Source organism: Anaerocolumna xylanovorans DSM 12503, from assembly GCF_900143645.1.
Lineage (GTDB): Bacteria > Bacillota > Clostridia > Lachnospirales > Lachnospiraceae > Anaerocolumna > Anaerocolumna xylanovorans.
Window position 1 is genome coordinate 49,830 of record NZ_FRFD01000010.1, and the last position, 22,242, is coordinate 72,071.

The 22,242-nt window shown below is 41.8% G+C and carries 21 protein-coding genes; 4 read left to right on the plus strand and 17 right to left on the minus strand.

What is annotated here, in order from left to right:
• Positions 1-12: 12 nt before the first annotated feature.
• Complete coding sequence (locus tag BUF11_RS16655; RefSeq protein ID WP_073589998.1) at positions 13-645, plus strand: histidine phosphatase family protein; 633 nt, start codon at positions 13-15, stop codon at positions 643-645.
• Between the two features lie 5 nt (positions 646-650).
• Here BUF11_RS16655 and BUF11_RS16660 read toward each other — a convergent pair whose 3' ends face one another.
• From BUF11_RS16660 to BUF11_RS16730, 15 genes are all read right to left on the minus strand, one after another.
• The gene (locus tag BUF11_RS16660) at positions 651-1,265 is read right to left on the minus strand and encodes a nitroreductase family protein (RefSeq protein WP_242952395.1); all 615 of its coding nucleotides are present in this window, start codon (positions 1,263-1,265) and stop codon (positions 651-653) included.
• A 50-nt stretch (positions 1,266-1,315) separates the two neighbouring features.
• The gene (locus tag BUF11_RS16665) at positions 1,316-2,350 is read right to left on the minus strand and encodes a lactonase family protein (protein ID WP_073589999.1); all 1,035 of its coding nucleotides are present in this window, start codon (positions 2,348-2,350) and stop codon (positions 1,316-1,318) included.
• A gap of 131 nt (positions 2,351-2,481) precedes the next feature.
• Complete coding sequence (locus BUF11_RS23830) at positions 2,482-2,742, minus strand: hypothetical protein (protein WP_084558723.1); 261 nt, start codon at positions 2,740-2,742, stop codon at positions 2,482-2,484.
• Between the two features lie 313 nt (positions 2,743-3,055).
• A complete protein-coding gene (gene ptsP, locus BUF11_RS16675; protein ID WP_073590001.1) occupies positions 3,056-4,738 on the minus strand; it encodes a phosphoenolpyruvate--protein phosphotransferase in 1,683 nt (560 codons plus the stop codon).
• 17 nt (positions 4,739-4,755) lie between these two features.
• Positions 4,756-5,019 (minus strand): HPr family phosphocarrier protein, encoded by a 264-nt coding sequence (locus BUF11_RS16680; RefSeq protein ID WP_073590002.1) that lies wholly within the window; start codon positions 5,017-5,019, stop codon positions 4,756-4,758.
• Positions 5,020-5,038: 19 nt separating this feature from the next.
• Complete coding sequence (locus BUF11_RS16685) at positions 5,039-6,301, minus strand: zinc-binding dehydrogenase (protein WP_073590003.1); 1,263 nt, start codon at positions 6,299-6,301, stop codon at positions 5,039-5,041.
• Positions 6,302-6,336: 35 nt separating this feature from the next.
• Complete coding sequence (gene pfkB / locus BUF11_RS16690) at positions 6,337-7,266, minus strand: 1-phosphofructokinase (RefSeq protein WP_073590004.1); 930 nt, start codon at positions 7,264-7,266, stop codon at positions 6,337-6,339.
• Positions 7,267-7,288: 22 nt separating this feature from the next.
• Complete coding sequence (locus tag BUF11_RS16695; RefSeq protein WP_073590005.1) at positions 7,289-7,711, minus strand: PTS sugar transporter subunit IIA; 423 nt, start codon at positions 7,709-7,711, stop codon at positions 7,289-7,291.
• Positions 7,712-7,838: 127 nt separating this feature from the next.
• The gene (locus tag BUF11_RS16700; RefSeq protein WP_073590006.1) at positions 7,839-9,938 is read right to left on the minus strand and encodes a BglG family transcription antiterminator; all 2,100 of its coding nucleotides are present in this window, start codon (positions 9,936-9,938) and stop codon (positions 7,839-7,841) included.
• Between the two features lie 126 nt (positions 9,939-10,064).
• Positions 10,065-11,432, minus strand: a complete 1,368-nt coding sequence (locus BUF11_RS16705) for a PTS mannitol transporter subunit IICB (protein WP_073590007.1) — start codon at positions 11,430-11,432, stop codon at positions 10,065-10,067.
• Positions 11,433-11,755: 323 nt separating this feature from the next.
• Entirely contained in the window at positions 11,756-12,169 is a 414-nt protein-coding gene (locus BUF11_RS16710) for a DUF1284 domain-containing protein (RefSeq protein ID WP_073590008.1), read from the minus strand.
• 4 nt (positions 12,170-12,173) lie between these two features.
• Positions 12,174-12,677, minus strand: coding sequence for an HD domain-containing protein (locus tag BUF11_RS16715; RefSeq protein WP_073590009.1), 504 nt, complete (start codon positions 12,675-12,677; stop codon positions 12,174-12,176).
• Between the two features lie 87 nt (positions 12,678-12,764).
• Positions 12,765-13,526 (minus strand): lytic transglycosylase domain-containing protein, encoded by a 762-nt coding sequence (locus BUF11_RS24955; RefSeq protein WP_278277152.1) that lies wholly within the window; start codon positions 13,524-13,526, stop codon positions 12,765-12,767.
• Positions 13,527-13,657: 131 nt separating this feature from the next.
• Positions 13,658-14,986, minus strand: coding sequence for a glycoside hydrolase family 30 protein (locus BUF11_RS16725; RefSeq protein ID WP_073590011.1), 1,329 nt, complete (start codon positions 14,984-14,986; stop codon positions 13,658-13,660).
• Positions 14,987-15,017: 31 nt separating this feature from the next.
• The gene (locus BUF11_RS16730; protein ID WP_073590012.1) at positions 15,018-18,200 is read right to left on the minus strand and encodes a hypothetical protein; all 3,183 of its coding nucleotides are present in this window, start codon (positions 18,198-18,200) and stop codon (positions 15,018-15,020) included.
• A gap of 464 nt (positions 18,201-18,664) precedes the next feature.
• Here BUF11_RS16730 and BUF11_RS16735 point away from each other — a divergent pair, with 464 nt between their 5' ends.
• On the plus strand, positions 18,665-18,952 hold the full coding sequence (locus BUF11_RS16735; RefSeq protein WP_073590013.1) for a hypothetical protein: 288 nt from the start codon (positions 18,665-18,667) through the stop codon (positions 18,950-18,952).
• A gap of 72 nt (positions 18,953-19,024) precedes the next feature.
• Positions 19,025-19,312 (plus strand): hypothetical protein, encoded by a 288-nt coding sequence (locus tag BUF11_RS16740; RefSeq protein WP_073590014.1) that lies wholly within the window; start codon positions 19,025-19,027, stop codon positions 19,310-19,312.
• Positions 19,313-19,422: 110 nt separating this feature from the next.
• On the opposite strand, the gene BUF11_RS16745 is transcribed toward BUF11_RS16740, so the two are convergent.
• Positions 19,423-20,649 carry an FprA family A-type flavoprotein gene (locus BUF11_RS16745; protein ID WP_073590205.1) on the minus strand — a complete coding sequence of 409 codons (1,227 nt, stop codon included), beginning with the start codon at positions 20,647-20,649 and terminating at the stop codon, positions 19,423-19,425.
• Between the two features lie 517 nt (positions 20,650-21,166).
• On the opposite strand from BUF11_RS16745, the gene BUF11_RS16750 reads away from it, so the two are divergent.
• Complete coding sequence (locus tag BUF11_RS16750; protein WP_073590015.1) at positions 21,167-21,427, plus strand: glutaredoxin family protein; 261 nt, start codon at positions 21,167-21,169, stop codon at positions 21,425-21,427.
• A 113-nt stretch (positions 21,428-21,540) separates the two neighbouring features.
• Here the strand turns inward: BUF11_RS16750 and BUF11_RS16755 are convergent, their stop codons facing one another.
• On the minus strand, positions 21,541-22,218 hold the full coding sequence (locus BUF11_RS16755) for a Crp/Fnr family transcriptional regulator (RefSeq protein ID WP_073590016.1): 678 nt from the start codon (positions 22,216-22,218) through the stop codon (positions 21,541-21,543).
• Positions 22,219-22,242 lie beyond the last annotated feature (24 nt).

Consider the following 22,242-nt stretch of genomic DNA (forward strand, 5'->3'; position numbering starts at 1 on the left):
GCAGGTAATTTTATGAGCACAGAAATTTTATTGATAAGACATGGCGAAACCATTTGGAATAAGCTTGGAAAATTCCAGGGCAGTACGGATATAGAACTATCGGAGGAGGGCAGAAAACAGGCATTGGCCCTAAAAGCCTCTCTTAAACCGGACTTCCAGGCTATTTATGCAAGCCCTCTGATCCGAGCAACCGAAACGGCAAATATCCTTTGTGAAGGCACAGGACTTAAAGTAATGCCCTGCAAAGAAATGAGGGAAATTAATTTCGGTGCCTGGGAAGGCCTTACTTTCGATGAGATTAAAAATAGCTACCCGGAGGAATTTGCCCTCTGGAGGAACGATGAAAAGGATTGCCCCCTGATGGGCGGTGATTTATCTATCCGTAATGCCAGTAACAGGGCTGCTGCTGCGATACTTTCCATTGCAGCTGACCATGCCGGCCAAAAGGTCTTATTAGTTGCCCATGGCGCTATTATAAAGGCAGGCCTTATCGGTCTCTTTGAATGGAAAATGACGATGTACCACCATTTTTATGTTGGTAACACCGCCATTACAAAGCTTAGTTTCCGCAGCCCGGATGATCCGGTGCTTGAATCTTTCAATGATACAAGCCACCTGAAACAGGAACGGACCTTAATTGTTTAGGGGAATTAAAAGGTCTGCACTATGACTTCCGTCAAAGTTCTTTTAGGTACATGATGGACTGCCTTTTCATCTCTCCAATATTTTATATTGTTTTCCTTTATTTCTTCAATTACTACTTCCTCTCTGGGATATCCCAGGGCAATAACCAGCTCTATCTCATATTTTTCCGGTATAGCAAGCTCTTTTGCCAGCTCTGCCTTCTTTATGTTTCCGATAAAGCAGCCCTTTATTCCCATAGAGGCAGCTCCAAGGAAGATACTCTGGGCAGCAATTCCTTCATCCATTCCAGGCTTAACAGCAATGTCTTTATCTCTTAACAGAATAATATAACCGGCGGGCCTCTCACCCTTTACAGGTCCGTCCCAATCCTTTAGATATCCTGCCCAGCCAAGGCAGGCAAAAACCTTCTCTCTTACTTCCTCTTTGCTTACTAATATGTATTTTAAAGGCTGAAGATTTGCCCCGCTTGGAGAAAGCCTTCCTAAATCCGCCAGCTCACTTAACAATTCCGTGCTAATTTCTTTCTCTTCTTCAAATCTTCGAAAAGATCTTGCTTCTGTAACCAGTTTTTTAAATTGCCCGCTCATAGCTTCTCCTTCTTTCATTTCGTTTATTTTCATATTCTTGGGATACTGCTCTCTAAAAGCAAGCGGCTGTATAATACCGCCTCTTATATCTCTTCTACATAGGAAGGGTTGTTAAAATCAAGTCTTTGTATGACCTCCTGTAACTTTCCGGTCATCTCATCCACTGCATACAATACTATCTGGTTGGATTTCTGATTCGCGATCATAAGGCATCTGTCATCCCCTGAAAGAGCAATATGCCTGGGATATTCTCCTTTGCAGCTAATATCCTGCTTCTTTGAGAGCAGTCCGCCAGGATTAATGTCAAATACGGCAATGGTATCTGCTCCCCGGTTTGCTGCATATAAAAATCTTCCGTCCTTCGATATGGCAAGACTGGAACCATAGCTTACCCCTCCAAACCAGTCCGAGAGGGTACTGATAACCTGAATACGGGTAAAGATCGGCTTATTATCTTCTTTTTCAAACAGGTATACATAAATTTCATTGGAATATTCAGTTATCACATAGAGATAATTTAAAATCGGATAAAACTTAAGATGTCTGGGACCGGCACCCTTATTTAATACAATCTCACTAACCGGAATATCAGATAATATTTCTCCCTTATCCGTCTCAAATACAAATACCCTGTCCTGGGAAATCCCTGCAACCAAAAGCATAGTTCCCTGTGGTTCCTTTTCACAGCAATGTGCTCTTGTCAAGCCATTTTCCTCATTCACCGGCAGCTTGATGAAATTAAGTATTTCGGTAAAATGGTAGTCTTCCACCTTAACAGCTGCCACATGGCCTGTCCCATAAAAGGAGCAATACAAAACCCCACAGTCAGGCTCATAAAGCAGATGGCAGAGCTCCCCGCCCTGCAGATCCAATTCATGACGCAATACATAGGTTTCTCCTACCCTCTGATAGCAAAGAATACTTCCGCTGTCCTTCTCTTCCCTGACCGCAAAGCACATATCCTTCCAGGTACAAAGGTAGGAAGATTCTTTTGCGTATTCTTTCCAGGCGATCTTATCTACGGTATTGTTTTCTGACAGTTCATACATTCTTATGGACGGTTCCCCATTAACCGGTCCATAACCGGATACCAGTATTTCTTTTTGCTTACTGCTCATAATATTTGTTCTCCATTCCTTCGCATGTTTTAAACCTGACTTTACACCCCGCTATTCATTTATTGTTATTGTAATACCGGAATGGGAAGATAGCAAGAACTTCGAAAAATTATTATTTGATATGGTAAATTTCAAGCTTCTGGTATAGTATTAGTTTTAGAAAGTAATTCACCGTTATTCATTATCGTATAGGAAGTAAAAACATAGAAGGTAGGATATATGAAAAAGAACAGACCTGTTTTAGTACAATACATTGCTGATTTGAATTTTTTAAATGCTTTTTTATTGATAGTTTCCTTATTCCCAAATTTCACTAAACGTTTTGGAGTTATTACCCCTGAACCCACTCTTTTCAATGTTTCATATCGAATATTTGCAACTTTAATTCTCATAACAATCTCTTATGGATTATTGAGACTTAAAAAATGGGGGTATTGGCTGATGATAGCCTATAATATGTTTTTTCTGTCAATGTCGGTTATTTTATTATTTAAGCTGACTAAACAGTCCATTTATTCTCCGGGTTTTATTATATCAATTTTAGGGCTATCTCTTACTCTTTCGGCAAAACGGTACTTTATGAAAGAAAACATGTGATTTTTTCTTAAACATTAAATATGGCACTTATACAAAACTGCTGCTATTATTCTATAGATTCGCCTCTTCACGGTATCTATAAGATAATAGCAGCAATTATAAATCTGTTTAATTCTCTTCCAGTACTCTGATAACCGCTTCGGCAGAAGTCTGTTTACAGGCTTCTTCTGCCAGGCTCTTAGCTTCCTCATAGGAGATTCTTCGAAGGGTGTATTTTATATCTGCAACTTTTGCAGGCGTCATGCTTAGTTCATCCAGTCCAAGACCGATAAGAAGCTTTGTTGCTTTTTCATTTCCTGCGAATTCGCCGCACATTCCTGCCTTTTTCCCATACCGGTGGGCTGCCTGTGTTACCAGACGGATACTCCTTAGAACAGCAGGATGAAAGGAATTATAAAGCTCTGCAATTTTTGCATTGCCTCTATCCACCGCAAGGAGATACTGGGTCAGGTCGTTGGTTCCGATACTAAAGAAGTCCGCCTCCGCGGCAAGCTCTTCTGCGCACAGGACACTGGCAGGGGTTTCTATCATGACACCTGTCTCTATACTGCCATCATAGGAGATACCCTGTTCTGACAGTTCCGCCATACATTCTTTTAAGATTTCTTTTGCTTTCAGGAGCTCATGTAAGGATATAATCATTGGAAATAAAATCTTTATCTTTCCAAAGGCACTTGCTCTTAGGATTGCCCTTAACTGGTTCTTAAACATTTCTTTCTCGTTCAGGGAAATACGGATTGCCCGCCAGCCAAGAAAGGGATTATCCTCCTTTTCCATCGGAAAATAAGGAAGTGTTTTATCTCCTCCGATATCCAGAGTACGTATCGTAATTTCTTTGCCGCACAGCAAGGCCGATTCTTTATAAGCTAAGAACTGCTCTTCCTCTGTGGGGAAATAGCTGCTGTTAAGATAAAGAAACTCACTGCGGTACAGGCCGATGCCGTCTATTTGAAAGTTAACTGCCTTCTTCACATCCCCGGTATTTCCTACATTGGCAAAAAGATGGATTTCCCTGCCATCGGTGGTTTTACCGGCCAGACTCTCCTCTTCCCTTTTCAATCTGTTTTCTTCCAGGTGTTTCTCTAAGAGAAGGTTATATTTATCAAGTATCTCCCCGTCAGGATTTATTAGAATCTCCCCGTTATAACCGTCCAGTATCAGATAATCTTCTTCCCGCACTTCCTCCATTATTTCTTTTACACCTACCAGAGCAGGAAGGGAAAGGCTTTTTGCCAGGATGGCAACGTGGCTTGTTATTCCTCCATCCCTGGTGATAAGTCCTTTTATCTTAGAAAGGTCAAGAGAGGCGGTATCAGAGGGTGTTAAATCTTTCGCTATCAGTATGGCATCTTCCCCATAAGTCAGGAAAGCCGCACTTACTCCGGTCAGGTTGTTAAGAAGTCTTTCCCTGATATCCTTAATATCTGCGGCCCGCTCCTTCATATATGCGTCTTCAAGAGCTCCAAAGATGGTGATTAACTCCTCACAGGCTCCAAATACTGCTTTCTCTGTATTCTGGCCTTCCTCTGCAATCTTTAAGATAACAGCTTCATGAAGAGTACTATCCTTTACCATTTCCAGATGGGCTGCAAATATGGGATTTGCCTCGGACAGCTCCTTTAATTGTGCTTCTGCCTTTAATACGGCTTCTTTAAAACGTTCTATCTCATGAGGAATTTCATTTGTATCTACGGTATTTTCAGCTATCTTTCTTATCTTTGGCTTATAAAGAGCTGCTCTTCCCATAGCAATACCGGCGGAGGCAGGTTGGTTCACTTTCAGCACCTTCATGGATCTCCTCCCTTTCTCTACTCACCTAAACCCTGTTCAATTGCTTCACAAAGCTTTTTTAAATCCTCTTCTTCCGACGCTCCGGTACACTCAATTTCAATCTCCGTACCGCACCGTATGGCTGCCGCCATGATATTTAGAATGCTTTTGGGATTCACTCTCTTTTCCCCGACTCTTAGCATAATATCCGAGCTGCAGGTACTGGCTATCTTGGCCAGCTCACCGGCGGGTCTTGCATGTAACCCGTTTTGATTCGTTATGATAAATGTCTGACTAACCACGCTTTATCCTCCCTGCTTCTTATTCGATGCCGTGATGGGCGAAAAGTATTTTCTCCGCTTCACTGTTCCATAAGCCATTATGCCGTTTCACGGACTCGGACAATTTAAGGAAAAGCTTATCTTTCTTTCCAAGCTCTTCAAAATCCGCTATGGCAGTCAAAGGCATATCGAACTGGGTATAGGTTAATTTCTTCCCTCCGGGTATAGAAATAAGATTTATGGTTGCTTCTGCTATAGAATCAATTCCTCCGATGTGGGTTACCATAACAGCAGGCCTTATCTCTCCCCTGGCTGCCAGATCAATAGCCTCCAGCAGGTCATCGTTATTTCCTCCTGTGGTTCCTAAAATATGAGCACTGGTATAATGTACATTATACAGGTTGATTCCTGAGGTAAAGCCGCTGTCGGAAGGTCCTGCAAAGAAATTCATGCAGCCGTCAAAGGCTAAGAGTGCATCACCCATTTCTACGACCGACTTGTTTGGAACGTATACAAATACATCATCATAGCCATGGTTGCCTGTTAACTCCATCAATTCCTTCACAGGCTCCTGTAAAAGGCTTGTGTTGATATAGAGTAACTCTATTCCCTTTTCTTTGGCCTCTTCCTTTGTAATTCTTTCTTCTGCTTCCTTGATTCTCTCTTCACTGATATCGGTTACTACGATTCGTTTAGGTTTATTCTCTGTGTAGAGTCCATAGCTGACTGCTCCAAGTCCCATAGGTCCGCAGCCGCCAAGTATCAGGATATTGCCGCCCCTTTTGGTTCCCATATCATGGTGGTAATTCTGCTTGTTGGTATGGTAATTAGCATGATAGCCTCCGATAATACAGCTCATGGGCTCTCCCAAGGATGCCTCAAAATAGCTCTCACCGTTATAGGGCAGCAGGCAGCCAAGTTCCATTACTTCATGGGGCATAATGCAATAGGTGCAGGCACCGCCGCAAAATTCATAGGAATAACCGGGAGAATCTAACTTACCCATGTAATTAAGGGCCGGCTGTAAGGCAAATTTATCTCCTGCCTTATATTTTCCTTCCCATTTCTTTCCCACCTCGACTATTACACCGGCACATTCATGTCCGATGATTACCGGATTGGTATCTATGTTCTGAGGTGCTCTTTTATGTTTCTTTCCCTGCTTTACCAGTTTATAGGTAGACATGCAGATGCTGTCACTCATTATCTTTACCAATATCTCATCTTCTTTAATCCCGGGAAGTTCAAACTCCTCCAGACGCAAGTCATCTTCTCCATACATTCTTACTGCTTTTGTTCTCATATACTACCTCTCTATTCCGCCGCATTGATTCCTCTTTACAGCTGCACGATTTCCACCTTGTTTTTCAGTTCTTCTATCAGTTCCTTACTTGGCGGCTTGGTTCCCTGGGTTGTAACGGCACCTGCGGAGGCTGCCATGGCAAGCCTTACGGATTCTGTAAAATCATCCTTTTTATCCAGGCTGTAGGACAGAGCTGCTACCATTGCATCTCCGGCGCCCACTGTGGAATGAGCTTCTACTTTAATTCCCGGGCATTTCACGGTATGTTCTTTTGTAAGGAATAAGGCTCCCATCTGCCCTAAGGAGATGGTTGCAAGGCTGCTGCCCTTTGCTAACAAATCCTTTCCCATGACCAGAAGTTCCTCTTCTGTCACTCTGTAATCCCTGTTATAATACCCTTCCAATTCGGTTCTGTTGGGTTTGATATAATCCGGACCGCCTTCCAGACCGTGGGCAAAAAGCTCACCGTCGGCATCCAGAAATACCTTTGCTCCTTTTTCCTTTACCAATGGAATCAGCTTTAAGTAAATATCCTTCTCAATCCCTTTTGGAATACTGCCGGCAAATACGAAAAGGGTATCCTCGCCGGCATAGAATTTGAGTTTTTCCGTCAGGGCATTAAGCTCTTCTTCCGTTACAAAGGGTCCGGGCTCATTAAGCTCTGTTACAATCCCCTTCCCTTCTACAATCTTAAGGTTTACCCTTGTTTCATTGCCTATATGAACGAAATCGCTCTCTATTCCAAGCTTCTCTAAATTTTCTTCTATGAGCTTTCCGGTACTTCCCCCGCAAAATCCTGTGGCTATGGATTCACCGCCCATGGCCTTTATGGTCTTAGACACATTGATCCCCTTGCCTCCGATATCGGAAAGACAGTTTTTCAACCTGTTTAAACTCCCTTTTTCCAATTGGTCCAATTCTGCCGTTTTATCAATTGCCGGATTCATCGTAACTGTTACTATCATATAGGTTCTTCACTTTCCTTTCTTATTTTCCCGTAAGGATTTCATAGATTTTATCTACACCGCTGTTAATTACTTCTATGACATTTTCAATATCGGAGAGCTTATCTGCGATATTGGAAAGAATCTCAAGGTGCTCTTCTCCTATACCCGCAACGGCTATTACCAATTTCACCTTTTCACTTCCCCAGTCCGTTCCTTCCGGAAATACCATAACCGCTATACCGGATTGTTTAATGCTCTTCTTGGCAGCCTCAATACCATGGGGAAGGGCTATCCCATTTCCGATATTAGTGGAAAAGGACTCTTCCCTTAGAAGCATTGCTTCAATATAACTTGCCTCCACATATCCGCTTTCATATAGTTTCCTGCCAATATCACGGATTACCAGTTCCTTGGGTTTTGCTTTGCAATTAATCTCAATATTATTTTTTAATAATAGTTCCACCGTAATCTATCCTTTCCTGTATGAGCTGTTTCTGTCTCCATTATAAGCCTTCCCTGATACCGGTTCAATTGAAGCAAACATGACTTTGTCATCATACTATGAAGACATTTTTCTTACTTCTTTTTCATCAAACTGTCTCTAAGTATTGTTTAAAATACAGCCTTAATATCTTTTCCAGGTAATCTCTGATTTCTTCCTGCTCTCCCTTAAAGATAAGATTCAGAAATTTAGTGTCCTCAATTAACTGGCTGCTTACAAAGCCCATAGTATCTCCGTTAACCTTTGCTTCGTCGTCCTCCGGAATCAGCATGATTACCACGGCCCGGATACCTTTAAAATAGGGATCCAAAAAAGGGGTCCTGTCTTTTGTGACACATAGGGAGAAATTAGGTTTTACTACGCCTCCGGTTCTGGAGTGCAGCAGGGCAAAGCCATATTCCGGAATTATCTGCGAAGAGATTTTCTCCCTTCTCTTAATATCCTCCTGAATAGTCAGCCGATTTGCATTAAAAGGTGAAATTCTTTCTGAAACGGCAACCAGCAGTTCCTCAAAGGGTATGGTATCGCTTACCTTCATAAACTGAAAATCCTTAAGAATTCCCTTAATCTGGTTGATAAAGAAATTAATATGCTCGAGCTGCCTTGAAAACTCACTGTCTGTGCCGCTTTTCTTTGGCGTTTTTGCATATAGTTTGACTTTTTCATCAATCTGTTTTAATTCCTTGTCCGTAAGCAGAGGACTTACCATTAAAACATCTGCTCCCGCTTCTTCCAATTCTACATTGGATATCATAAAATCAAGATTTTTTAATACTCCCGGTGATAAGTCCTCCTTGCCGTAGGTATATATCTGTACACGGTCCCTTAGGAAGTTCTTAAGCTTTGAATGCATTAGTCTTGAGATACCGATGCCGCTGACGCAGATAATTCCTAAGTCTACTTTACGAAGACTTTCTTTCTTATCTAAAAGTCTTACACCTGCCGCACCAAAATGCATTACAAGGTAGCCGATTTCATCCTCCGGCACAGAAAATCCATATTTCTTCTCAATATACTCTCCCACAGCCTTGCATTTCCCATAGATATCAGGATAGGTCTCCTGTATCTGCAAAAGCAGGGGATTTGTGATAGAAAGCCCATTTTTCAGCCGGATAAAGGTAGGCTTTAGATGGGCCAGCAGTCCCATTATAAATTCTTCATCCTGCTTTAACTCATAGGAGCTGTCCCGGTCATAGACATTCACCATCTCGTTGATTAATTCCAGCAATTCTTCGCTTACCGCCCTGTCATTATCCTTGTCTCCGTTAAGGTCAATGGACTGGATCTTAGAACCGCTGATGTGAAGCAGAATGTATGCAATTTCCGCCTCCGGTATTCTTATATGGAATTCCTTTTCCAGGGACTCCGCTATTCTTAAAGCAAGGGCATAGTCTTCGTGATACATGATTTTATCCGCTGCCTTTGCATCCGCAGGAAGGATGTCTTTATTTTTTATTCTCATAATTGCTATAGTAATGTGAAGCACCAGGGAACAGTAAGAACTGTTGGTAAGCTTAATAAGCTTTTTATCCCTGATACTTCCAAGGCATAGCAGCACCTGTTTTAAAATGTTATAATCTATTAACTGAAAAATACCCTTGTTTTCTTTTTCGTAAAACTCCCCCAGAACGGACCATTTCTTCTCGCCGATTGCCAGTTTGATGTCTCCATTCTCCGGGTTTTCATCCAAAAAGCGCTTCACTGCCAGACGGTAATTTTTCTCTGTCCCCTCCAGCGTTACTCCGTATCCCTGTTTCCGTATCAGTGTCAGTTCAAACCGGTCAAACCATTCCTTAATGGTCTCCATATCATTGCTGATGGTTGCCTCGCTGACACCTAGTATATTACTGTAATAATAGAGTTTTTTAGGCTCCCTGTCCTTTAGAATCTCAAGGATCAGACTTGTTCTTCTCTTCTCTTTGTTAATGTAATCTATCGTTTCATTGGACTCTAATTCTTCCAACAATAGTTCCTTACTGTGTCTCTCCCCCTCCAGCCAGATACCGGTACCTGCTTTGGTATTCAGACGAAGTCCGTATTTTTTTAAGAACCCTTCCGTATTATCCAATTCCCTTTGAACGGTCCGTTTGCTTACCTTAACATCTTCTGCCAGCTTTTTGACAGGGACTACCTTATCTTCCTTAAGAAGTATTGTAAACAACTGTATGAGGCGCGGAGATAACATCATATCAAACCCTCTTTCCATTACTTAATTGAATTTCCTATACTTTCAAAATCAGGAACAAAGGGTTGGCAAGACATCCGCTAAGGTGTTTTGCCATCCCCTGTTCTCTTCTTTATTTTAAGCAGAATATTAAGCTTTCAATTCTTCCACTAACAAATCATATTCCGGTGCTGCCATGAAGTTTTTAATTAACACAAGCCTGGCATTCGGACAGCTATGTGCTGCACGGTCTCTTAATTCTTCATGCGTTACCACCACCTGGGCATCTTCCGGTATGGAAGAAACGGATGCGTGGACTACCTTAATGGAATCAAGACCGGCTGCCGCAAGCTTCTTGCGTAATATGGTGGCACCCATAGCACTGGAACCCATTCCTGCATCACAGGCAAATACAATATTTTTAACACCCTTTATTGCTACAGTATCTACAATACCCTTGGAAGCATTCTTCATTTCCTTCATCATCTTCTGGGCGGCTTCCAAATCTTCTTCCTTGCCAAAGGCTTTTAAAAGAGGAAGCGCTACAAGGCAGGATACGGCACAGGCTATCACTACGGAGAGGATTACACCCAGATAGCTGTCTTTTGCTGTCATGCCAAGTACAGCAATAATACTTCCGGGTGATGCCGGTCCTACAAGGCCTGCCTTAAAGAGACTTAAGGTAAATACTCCGCTGGCTCCGCCTGCCATGGCTGCCAGAATCAGAATAGGATTCATAAGGATATAAGGGAAGTAAATTTCATGAATACCACCTAAGAAGTGGATGATAATTGCTCCCGGTGCGGAACTCCTGGCATTTCCTTTACCAGCGATACAGTAAGCAAGAAGTATTCCAAGTCCAGGACCCGGATTGGCTTCCAGTAAGAAGAAGATGGACTTACCGGTTTCAGAAGCCTGCTGCATACCCATCGGTGATAAGATACCGTGATTTACCGCATTGTTTAAGAATAATATTTTAGCAGGTTCAATAAATAAACTTACTAAAGGCAGAATTCCATGATTTACGAAGAAACCAACACCGGCTTCCATAAAGGTATTGAGTCCGGCTACAACCGGACTGATGCCAAGAAAACCGATTAATGCAAGTATACCTCCTAAAATACCAATGGAAAAGTTATTTACTAACATTTCAAAGCCCGCTATTACTTTACCTTCTATTAATTTATCAAATTTTTTAATTATGTAGCCTGCTAAAGGTCCCATAATCATGGCTCCTAAAAACATCGGCACATCTGCTCCTACTATAACACCCATAGTGGCAATAGCACCCATAACACCGCCTCTTACTCCAGCGACATTCTTACCGCCGGTATAGGCAATAAGTAACGGTAAAAGGTAGGTGGACATAGGGCCTACAAGCTCGGCTAATTTTTCATTGGGAGCCCAGCCGGTTGGAATAAATAATGCGGTTATAAGCCCCCATGCAATAAACGCACCGATGTTAGGCATTACCATACTGCTTAAAGCTCTGCCGAATGATTGAACTTTTTCTTTCATTTCATACCCTCTCTTTAAATCATAATGAATAGCGCATATGACATATTAAGAAGCGATTGGCCAATCTTTTCTTAAGATATTTTTATTATAAAGGATTCCCTCCCAATTATTCAACTTAATGAAAATACCTTTTGTCACTAATCAATAATGACAGAGCTAAAAACCGGATAATTTTGTGCTTTTTGTTCAAGGGGACCCTTCTTAATACAAAAGGGTGCATTATAATATGGACAACCTTTTTTGTAAACGGTTCACATTGTGCCATACTATAATACACCCTTATTCAATTCTATTTTGTTTTGTATGAATTCCAAGCCTGCACCTTAGTTCAGAGACTCTTCCTCCTTCTCATACCGAAAGCCCTGGCATTCAAGGCAAAGAGAAAGCCAGCTGCAATTACAGCATACTTCAGACAATTTATTTTCAGCCAGAATATGCTTCTTTACAAGTCGTTTAAATTCACGCCAGGTAAGCACCTCATTTTCTTTAAGGCCGCAAAACATCAAAGCCTTCCTGTCATAGTCCATAACCTTCTGTCCTGATGCACAGCCCTCTTCCTTATAATGAGGACAGCTTTTGCAGATGCTGTCGCCTCCTGATACCAGTTTAATTTCAGCATCCGGGGACTCCTCCAGTTCACAGATGACCTCGGTCATGTTCCTTACAAACCCTTCACTGTAGCCAAAGCCCTTAAATTGTCCGATGCACATGCCGTGATGCGGTCTTAAACTTATCATAAGCCTATGCCTGCAGCTTTAAACGAAAGACATTCTTAAAAATTGCCTTTCCGGTTTCTGTTCTGAAAATATTACGGTATACATTCCGGATAGTCTCCTCGGATGCCTTATCCTCGTCCAGATTCACGAGAAAATCTGCTTCTACTAAAATCTGATAATCCTTGTCCGTAATATTGGTATAGGTATGATGATGGGCGATCAGATAACATACTCTTTTGACAAAAGCTTTTTCATAGCCAAGTTCCAAAAGCATGGGGTCTGCTACAATAGGGCCTTCAATCTGCTGGTAATTTCCTGCGCTGCTATTATATTTTCTCTCACTTACCTTGATACCGATATCATGAACAACTGCCGTAACCTCTAAAATCTCCCTGGTCTCCTGGTCAAGACCTTCCAATTCACCAATCGTTTTTGCATAAGCATAAACCTTAAGAAAATGGCTAATTCTTCTTACATCCCCTGAATAATACTCAATCATAGCATTGATAACATCGCCGATTTGTCTCATAGATTCTCCTTTTTATTTCAGAAATAATACAATAAATGCCCATTCCCTTTCTATTGCAATGCAAATAAAAGGAACAGGCACTTTCGACTAATTATTAAACAGATTCATAACCGGAGCATTGTAACTGATTGCCTTGGAAAAATAGCTGTCCTTATCCTCTTCCTTATCATTCTTATTCTCTTCCATAAAAATCTCCATGAATTTCAAATAATCATCATAAGAAAAAAGTTCTTCCAGGATATTATTTTCCGGCGCATCCTCCGTTTCCGTTCTTACCAAATTATTCTTGATTTGTGCAATATTAGGAAGATTCGTAGAGGAATCCGTACCGGATTTCACCGTTACAGTACTGCCCGCACTTACTCCCTCTTGCATATAACCCATAACCTTTTTCACATAATTTTGTGTTTCTTTAAAAGGTGGTATTCCGCCATATTTTGCCACATTATTGCTGCCTGCATTGTAGGCTGCCAGGGCCAGAGAGGCATTTCCATCATACTTATCAAGAAGCTGCGATATATACTTGGCTCCACCCATGATATTCTGTTTTGGGTCAAAGGAATCAGTTACACCCAGTGAAGCGGCAGTTCTTGGCATTAGCTGCATTATTCCCTGCGCCCCGCACCTGGAAACCGCATCCGGTTTAAAATTCGATTCCTGTTTACCGATAGCCTTTAATAAATTCACCGGCACATTATACTTGTCTGCTGCTTCGTTAAAAATCTCATCCAGACTCACGGTTTCTCCAAGAAAGGAAGAAAAATCCTGTGATGAACTCACTTTCTTCTCTTGGGAAGCTGCAGCACTTGCAGTAGTTGTAAGACGATTTATTCCTTGAATTTCTGACATAAAGTTCTCCCACTTCTCCTTGTAAAGCGACAAAATATACATTAACTTCCTGTCCATTATAACGTAATCCCCTATAAAAAAGCAAGTGCTTTTCAATGGGAAATGTGTAGGAAAAGCACCTGGCTTTCGTTCTATTTTATGACAGCTGTCACAATAGAGCTTTTAGGAGCCAAAAACTCAGTATTTAATCCATTTATCCTTACGGATACCGGCATATCCTCTTCCTGCTTATTCAGTACTACTAATATAACAGAGCCGTCGGCATTTTTAAAAGCAGTCATTTCCAGCTTATCTGTATATTTCGTAAGGGCAATTCTTTTAGCTTCCCTGCCGATATAACGGCTGAAATGTCTGATATAGTGAAAGGACAGTTTTTCTTCATAGCTGCCATCCTCTGTATTTACCATAATTGGGGCATCACAGAAATTATTCACATGATTTGGTCCACCCTTTTCATCAAGCAGTATATTCCAATCGATAAAGGCAGTCATTCCGGCATTCAAATTTCCAATGATATCATGGGCATACATCTGGGCATTTCTTAGCTGTCCGGCATCAAACCGGCTGTATTCCACACAGCCTTCGGTAAAGATTAGCTCTTTTCCCGGAAAAGCGTCTTTCGTCAGGCTGATTGCTTCAAAGTGATCCCCCGTATACCAGTGGAAAGCCACACCATCAATCATCTTGTCAGTTTCCTCGTCAATGACAGCTTTTGCCCGTTCAAACAGTCTTTCCTTGTTATGATCCCAGATATTGATCTTAACATGGGAAAGTCCATTCTTAACCAATGCCTTATAGAGATAGTCCCTTAAGAATTCCTTCTCTTCTTCGGGGTTAAAGCTGCAGGAATCCCAGGTCTGGACGGCATCCGGCTCATTCTGAACCGTAAGCCTCTTAACCGGAAAGCCAAGCGCCTCATATTCCTTAATATAGCGGCAGATATACTCTGCCCAGAATTCCTTGTATTCTTCTTTTAATTTACCGCCGTGGTTCCTGTCATTGTTCGTCTTCATAAAGGCAGGCGGTGACCAGGGAGTTAACATCAGATCGAAGTCCTCTCCCTTTACACTTTTTGCTCTTCTTAACAGAGGCAGGATATATTCCTCATCCCTCTTTAAGGAGAAGGACTTCATCTCCCTGTCATCAGGGTCATCCATCGCCGTGTAGTTATCTAAAGAAAAATCACAACTGTCAATATGGGTGCGGACAAAGTGGTATCTTAGCCCCTCCTCTCCAAAATAGTTTTCTAAGACCTCTTCCTGTTTTTCCTTTTCAAGTTTGGAAAAGGAATAGCCCGCTGCTTCTGTTACTGCTCCGCCGAAACCGTGAAAGGTCTGGTATTCAATATCAGGATACAGATTCACCACATTCATGGCGGCGCCTTTTTCCTCGGGCAGTTCCAAGTCAAGAACCTTGGTTATCCTTTCCTGGTTCTCATAAGTGGTAACGATTAACTCCATTTATCATATCCTCCTTTAATAAACTCTTCTGTTATACAAAGTAGGCAATAAGCTTCCTCATGCTGCCCTCTCTGATTCTTCCGGCAGTCTCTCCTAGGATACTGCTTCCTTCTATCCTCTCCCCATCCTCTGTTATGATATGGGATATCACTGCTCTGTCTTTGCCGTAAGTAGGCTTTCCAGCAGGATTCTTATAAGTAATCGTGCAGCCTGATAAAAAGGTAAAGGAAACCTCCTTTTTCTCATTAAAAAACCAGGCAGGGAGTTTTGGCTCCAAATGCAGTGCCAATCCCTCTTTTTCCTGCGTAAATACTCTGCTGCCGATAAACATCTGGCTCCACATGGATAAAATCTCTGTTGTAGAACCGCTTAACCTTGCTACATATCCTCTTCCATGAATCTCCTTGTTGGGATTCTCTGAAGAAGCCAGGAAAGAGGAGTTCTCTAATATGCTTCTTCCGTACATTTCAGGCGGCAGAAATGGAATCAGGGTGTTCTTTATATCCTCATAGAACCTCTCCCATAGGCCTGCTTTTTGCATACCGTATAAATATTTGTACTCCATATGAAGGAAGATACTTTCTCTTTCCAGCCAGCCGGGGGTAAAAGCTCTGATTCTTCCGTTTTCCATAGAGATATTCTCCAGGGACTCACTGGTCTTATACATGTTAAGCTTCTTATCATAGATGCCGCTTTCCTTCACCTTCTGATAAAGTGCCTCCGCTTCCTCCTCACATTCTTCTGAGGCCAGATACCTTGCCGGACCTTCCAGGAAGAAAGGAAGCATGACCGCCTGAAAGCTTTCGGCTCTGCCGGCCGGAAGTCCGTAAGGCGTTATAATTTCTTCACCGTCCTGTGTTTTCAAAGCGGTATAGGAATCTGCGTGATAAGTAAAATACGTAGGCATCATACCATTTCCGAAACTTTTTGCCTTCTCTATGCCTTTCTTTACTACTTTTAAGAAACTTTCTATAATGGAAGCCGCATCTTTTGCAGCCATAAGGATTTCCCCGCCATCCAGTTCAAAGCGGACTCTGTCCCTAAAGCCTTCCCGTAATGAGCTGGCCTTATCCCAATATTCAAACTGGCCTATACTTCCACTTTCAAGCTTATCTACCAGTTCTTTTGTTTTGATGAAAAGGTCATATACCTCTGCCGGAAGGGAAACCTGACTTTTTAAAGGCAATGCCCCTAAGACAAATTCCAGCATCCTCTTTAATTCAAGAGTCTCCGGCATACCGCTTCCAAATAATCCGGGCAGCCCGTTCATGGCATCATTCCAGCCGGGCTTTCCTCCCTCCATTTCAACTCCCATACCTTCCGGATCAAGGGTTACAAACTTAATCAGGGAAAGGTTCAAAAGCTTTGCCATCAGGGTAGTTGTTACATATTCGCCGCTCTTATCTTTAAGCCAATTGGTTCCTTTTTTGACAAAGTCCGTCCTTTTTTCCTTTTCATTATCATGAACCAGGGCACCATACTGTCTTAACCCGACTTTTGTTATTACGTATTTTTCGCTGCGGGGAAGAACCCTTGCGGGACTGTCATAATAACGGTAGGCCTTATCCTCAAACAGAAGAGCTTCCTTTTTCTCGGGATATATCTTTAAATAATTCTCAATTAAGTCCAGATTGTAGTCCCAATGGTCGCTCCAATAGCCTTCGCCAAAGCCTGCTTCAATGTTTTGTCTGCAATATGCCAAAAGCTCAGTCAGGAAATCATCCTCCGATACCGTAAGCTCTATTAAGTAGCGTGCCAAAGTACCTGCTATCTTACCGGGTGTAAACGGGTTCTTCGCTGTCTCAAGAAGCACCTGCCATTCCTTTGGTGCCGCCTTCTTTAGGAAATCCTCTGCTTTTTCAAGCTCTTCCTCTTTTATCTGGAAGGTGGAGGGCCTTACCTCCAGGGGATTGTAGCCGTCTATCTGGATCAGCTGATAAAAGGTCTTTATATTAAAGTCGCCTACTTCCTTATGAAAGAGCAGATCATTTCTCCGGTTCTGGTTTACATCCCGGAAGTTTCCGTTTCCCTGGGAATAATATTCTCCGTTGATGGAAAAGAAATTATAATCCCTCTCCGGGTCTCCATGCTTTCTGCTAAAGAGATGGATAACCGACTTCTTATCATCTTTTCCGAACACAAAAGGATATCCCCCTCTTAGGAAATTATCCAAATAACTGTATTCTATATAACTGTCAAATAAAGGCACGCCTGTTACCGTTCTTACATCCTTTGTAAGCTCTTCACAACATTCATCTGCCAGAATCTCCTTTTGTTCAAAGAAACCTTCTTCCTTTATTTTAGCAAGCTTGCCGTTTATCTGGTCTGTCGTCTGGGCAAATCCTATCATAGTATGGAAAGTAAAGCTTTCTCCTATTGCAAGCTTTTTCTTTAAAGGGGTAAACCCGCAGGGCATCTTATTGGCAAAGCATTGTTCCTCCCCAAGCACTCCTTCTACTCCTTCTTCATAAAACCGAACCGGCTGCATAAAGGTAGTATCATAGGAAAAGATAGCTTCTGCATCGTAGATTACCGGAACAACCTCTCCTCCTGCGACCGTAAGGTAATAATAGCCGCCTTCCACCTCTGAAACCTCCGCAGAATCATCACTGGAGGAGCGCATGGAATAATAAGGTACATTATTCCCGATATTCTTTATATCGGACCAGCTCTTTAACAGGTTGGACATTTCCTTGTACTCGCTGTTCTTCATGCCATAGGGTATAATCTTAGGCAATCCGTCTAAAACCTCTAATTCTTGCTCTTTTTGTGAAAGGTTGGTAATCTCCACCTTTCGCACCAGAGCTCCGATGTCCTCCAAAGGAAGAACGTAATATTTTATATGGATTTTCAGCTCCTGCTCATCATCTGTTTCTTCTATCTCAAAGCTGTTCTGGTGAATCCAGAACTTACGCTTTGCCTTTGTTATGCCGGAAAAGAAAGGCTCATATACAGTACTTCCTTTTCGTATAAAGGTACGGAAACCTTTTATTGCCGTATTTTCATAAGCTGTATTGGCTGGATTAAATTCCATAATGGCATTATTCTTGTGATGTATTCCAAAGCTGTTTACTCCCTGTCCTCTGTTGGTATAATAGACCCACATGGGGATACCCTTGATACCGGCCAGCCCGGGAAGAAAACTCGAAAATGGAGGAAGTCTGTGATAATCTTCCAGAACATAGGCATTCCCGTCCAGATAATAGTTTTTCATGTAAGTTCCTTTCCTTTCCCTTTATGATGCATTAAATTTTATACATTAATATAATTATAGTATGCTTTCTTATGAAAGGCAATAATAAAAACATTTTTATGTCAATATTTACACCATATTTTTGATGTAGTTCGCGCATTATAAATCATCTTCGTGCATTTATAGTGCATTTCATTCATGTATTAGGCTTTTGTATACCATTTAGCAGTATAACAAGAACATATTTCCTCATTATTCCACTTAATTTTATTAAAAACGTTTTCTATAGCTGTGATTATTTCTTTTTTGATTGACATCTCTGCCAGGGTCTTACCGGCTATACTCCCTTTCTGACAGGCCTGGCCATAGGTGCTTTTGGCCTGATGCAGGCTATTTTCCAGATTCCCTTTGGCATACTAATCCTCGCCCGCACCTTACAGGGAAGCGGAGCGATTATCGGCGTCGGCTATTCCTGAGTCGCAGGCATGGCAGAAGGCCGCCACCGTGCCAAAACATTAAGTATTCTCGGCGCCTTCACCTCTCCAGCCGCAGCACTTGCCTTTGCAATCGGCCCTTTACTGCGTGGTACCGGTAATGGTATTTTCAACTCCTTTCAGTATATCGGCAGCTTTGCCGGTGCTGTTGTAACAGGGGCTGTATGGGGAGTGTCCGAAAGACTGTCATGGCTGCTGCTTATTGGTGTCAGCTGTATTGGTATATTTTTAGCAGCTGTCGATACTAAGAAAAATTCATTTCAGAAAGCGAAGGTGTAATGTTGAAAGATAGAATTTTAGATACCGTAGTACAGCTTATCCAACGGTACGGTCTGAAAAAGTTCACAGTAGATGAAGTGGCAGGAAATTGAGAACCTGAAACAGTTCAAGCTGTCCGCACTGAAAGATTTATTAGAGCAGGGTGCCCAGGAAGGAATTATAAAGAAAGAGGTCCATTTCGGGGTTTTATCTGCTATGCTGGAAAGAATCAGTGATATGTTTACTGACTATGATTTTTTAATAGAGAATGGTTTAAAAGCCTCCCAAGCCATGGAGGAGGCCCTTAACATTATTTTTAAAGGAATTAAGCTGCAATTTTCAGCCTGGATTTTTTTTAATCTCATGATAGCGCGGTTATAAAAAACTGGCTGCCGATAAGTATTGCTGCCCGGCAGCCAGCTTTCCACCTCCATGTAGCTTAACAGCTCATTTTCTGCTGCTTAGGCTGACATATTGCAATGTGCTTTATCTTACTTATTCTTTACGGCTTCTTTTACCTGCTTTACAAGTTCCTTTATCTGCACCTCAATTTTTTGCAAATCTTCTTCCCCCGGTGTTCCTGCGAATTCAACGGGTTCTAAGAACTCCCAGCCCATATTAAGCCTTGTGGTAATATCCGCTAATTCTCTTTCCGCTCCGCCTGACCATCCGTAAGAACCGAAACGGAATACCTTGCGGTTTAATACCTTCTTCTTTCCTAATTCCTCCAGTGCGGCACTCATTGGCGGAAACATCTTAAATTCATAGGTGGGCATGGCAAGAATAATTCCTGTTGCGGTCCAGGCCGAGGCTAATACCGTTCCCCAGGAATCTTCCGGTACTCTATGAACATGTACTGTAATATCTTCTTTCTCAAGTACTTTAAGAGCATGTTTTACCGCAAGCTCCGTCATCCCATACATGGAACCCCAGATAAATGCAATCTCTTCTCTGGCCGGTCCTTTCTGATAATCGGCATAAGCCTCATAGGCATCAATTATTGCTTTTGTATCCTTCCAGATCAGTCCGTGTCCCGGTGCTATAAGTTTTGCTGGAATTTCCCTGACTTTCTTGATGGCTGTCTTAACCTGCGGAGAGAAGGTTGCTACAATATTAGAATAATACCTTAAGGTCTCTTTCTCATATTCTTTTAATTCCTCCGCGCTGAATTCCTCCGCATAGATTCTTCCATCGCATTTTCCAAAGGAACCAAAAGCATCACAAGGGAACAAAACGCCCGTTGACTGGTCAAAGGTTGCAATGGTATCCGGCCAATGAACATTGGGAATCTCCGCAAAGCTTAAAACATGTCCCTCTCCCAAATCAAAGGAATCCTTATCTCCTACTACCGTGATATTATCCGTCAGACCATAGAACGCTCCTAAGAGTTCTTTTCCCTTCTTACTGCAAAGAATCTGAAAGTCACTGTTTATCTTTTTGAATGCTTCTATCCAGCCGGAATGGTCCGGTTCTACGTGATTTACAACAAGATATTTAATAGAGGATGGTTCAATATCCATCTCCTTAAGCAGGGAGAAAAGGCTCTCCGGAACTCCGTCCCAGCCGCACACGCCGTCTACTATGGCAGTCTTTTCTCCCTTTATGATATATGAATTTAAGGTAACACCATTTGGCATTTCCCATAAGCCTTCAAACAATATATTTTCCACATCAATGGACAGTTGATAGGTTCCTGCTGCTATTTCTGTTATTTTCATTTTTATACCCATTGCATACCGCAGGCATGCCTGCGGTACTGCCGCAAATAAAAAGGTTGAAAGAATCGTATTGCGGCATCCTTTCTATCATTTATATTTTCTTTCAACCTTGGCTCCCATGCATATCGCAAGCTGGCCAGTAGATTGCTTGCACTCTGCACGATACTGCATAAATAAGGGGGTGTGAAAAATACACCGTATTTTTCATACTTGGCTCCCATCTGCGTGCTTTAGCACGCGTACAAAATCAGGGGGAGTGAAAGTTTATCTTTCACTCTTTCCTCCTTCTTTCATCCTAGGAACATTTTAGCTTTAAAGTACCGGATAGTCAACTGTTAAAGAAGCCTATTGCGTTACTGAATCTTGAAAATCACTTTTCTTATTTACATATTTCATAAAAAATGCTATAGTATAGTATATCATTTTAATTGTATACAATCAAATACATAATTTTATTAAATTTAAGCTATTATATAAACAAATTGTACAATACTTAACACGAAAGAAGGTACGTAGCATGAAGCATGTTATTATGTTTGAGACAAGTTGGTGCCCCCACTGCCGAAGAGCACACTCCTTTTTGGAGGAATTATTCCACGAAAATCCTGCTTACAAGGATATCGAAATTCAATTTATTGACGAGGAGCTGCATCCTGATATTGCGAACAAATACGATTATTTTTATGTTCCCACTTTTTATGTGGATTCCGATAAGTTCCATGAAGGAGTTCCCTCAAAGGATGCCATCAGGCAGGTTCTGGACGCTGCACTCGCTTAAAGGTGTACGAGCAGTTTAGAGGACTATGAATCCTTTTAAAACTCCTGGTCAATTGATATACTACCCAAAAAAGATTGCCCCAACCGGCAATCTTTTCTCTTTTCTTCTTTATGCTAAGGGACCAGTCCCCTTAATTTCTTTTTATCAATTACTTTGACACCGCCTCTGTACAGTTCTACTATTCCTTCTTCTGCAAAATATTTCATCATCCTGGAGACCACTTCCCTGGCACTGCCCACATATTTTGCTATCTGCTCATGAGTAAGTTCTATGGTATCAGACCCGCTCCTTGCCGTTTCGTCCAGAAGAAAGATGGCAAGCCTCTTATCAAAGCTCATAAACAGAATCTGCTCCATTGCCCACATAACCTCTGAAAACGCATCTATAATCAGCTTATTGGTAAAATTATCGGCATAAATATTTTTTAAACATACCTGCTGATAGGCAGAAGCATCTACTAAAAGCACTTCACTGTCACACTCTGCGTCGATGTGCACATCAAACGTAATGTTTTCCAATATACAAGAGGCAGACAGGATGCAGATATTGTCATCCCTCAGCCGGAATAATGTGACTTCCTTTCCTTCCTCTGAAAGGATATAGACCCTAAGTTCCCCCTTTTTAATTAACAGGATTCCGATGCAGTCATTACTGCCGCTGTGCACTCTGGCTCCCTTTTCATATTGCACCGGAAAAGTACTGTTTAATATGCGGCTTTTTTCTCCCTCATTTAACTTATCCCAAAAAGCAAAGGCGTGGGATATGTAATTTACATCCTGTTTATTTAACATACTTACCTCATTTCCTGCTTCTAT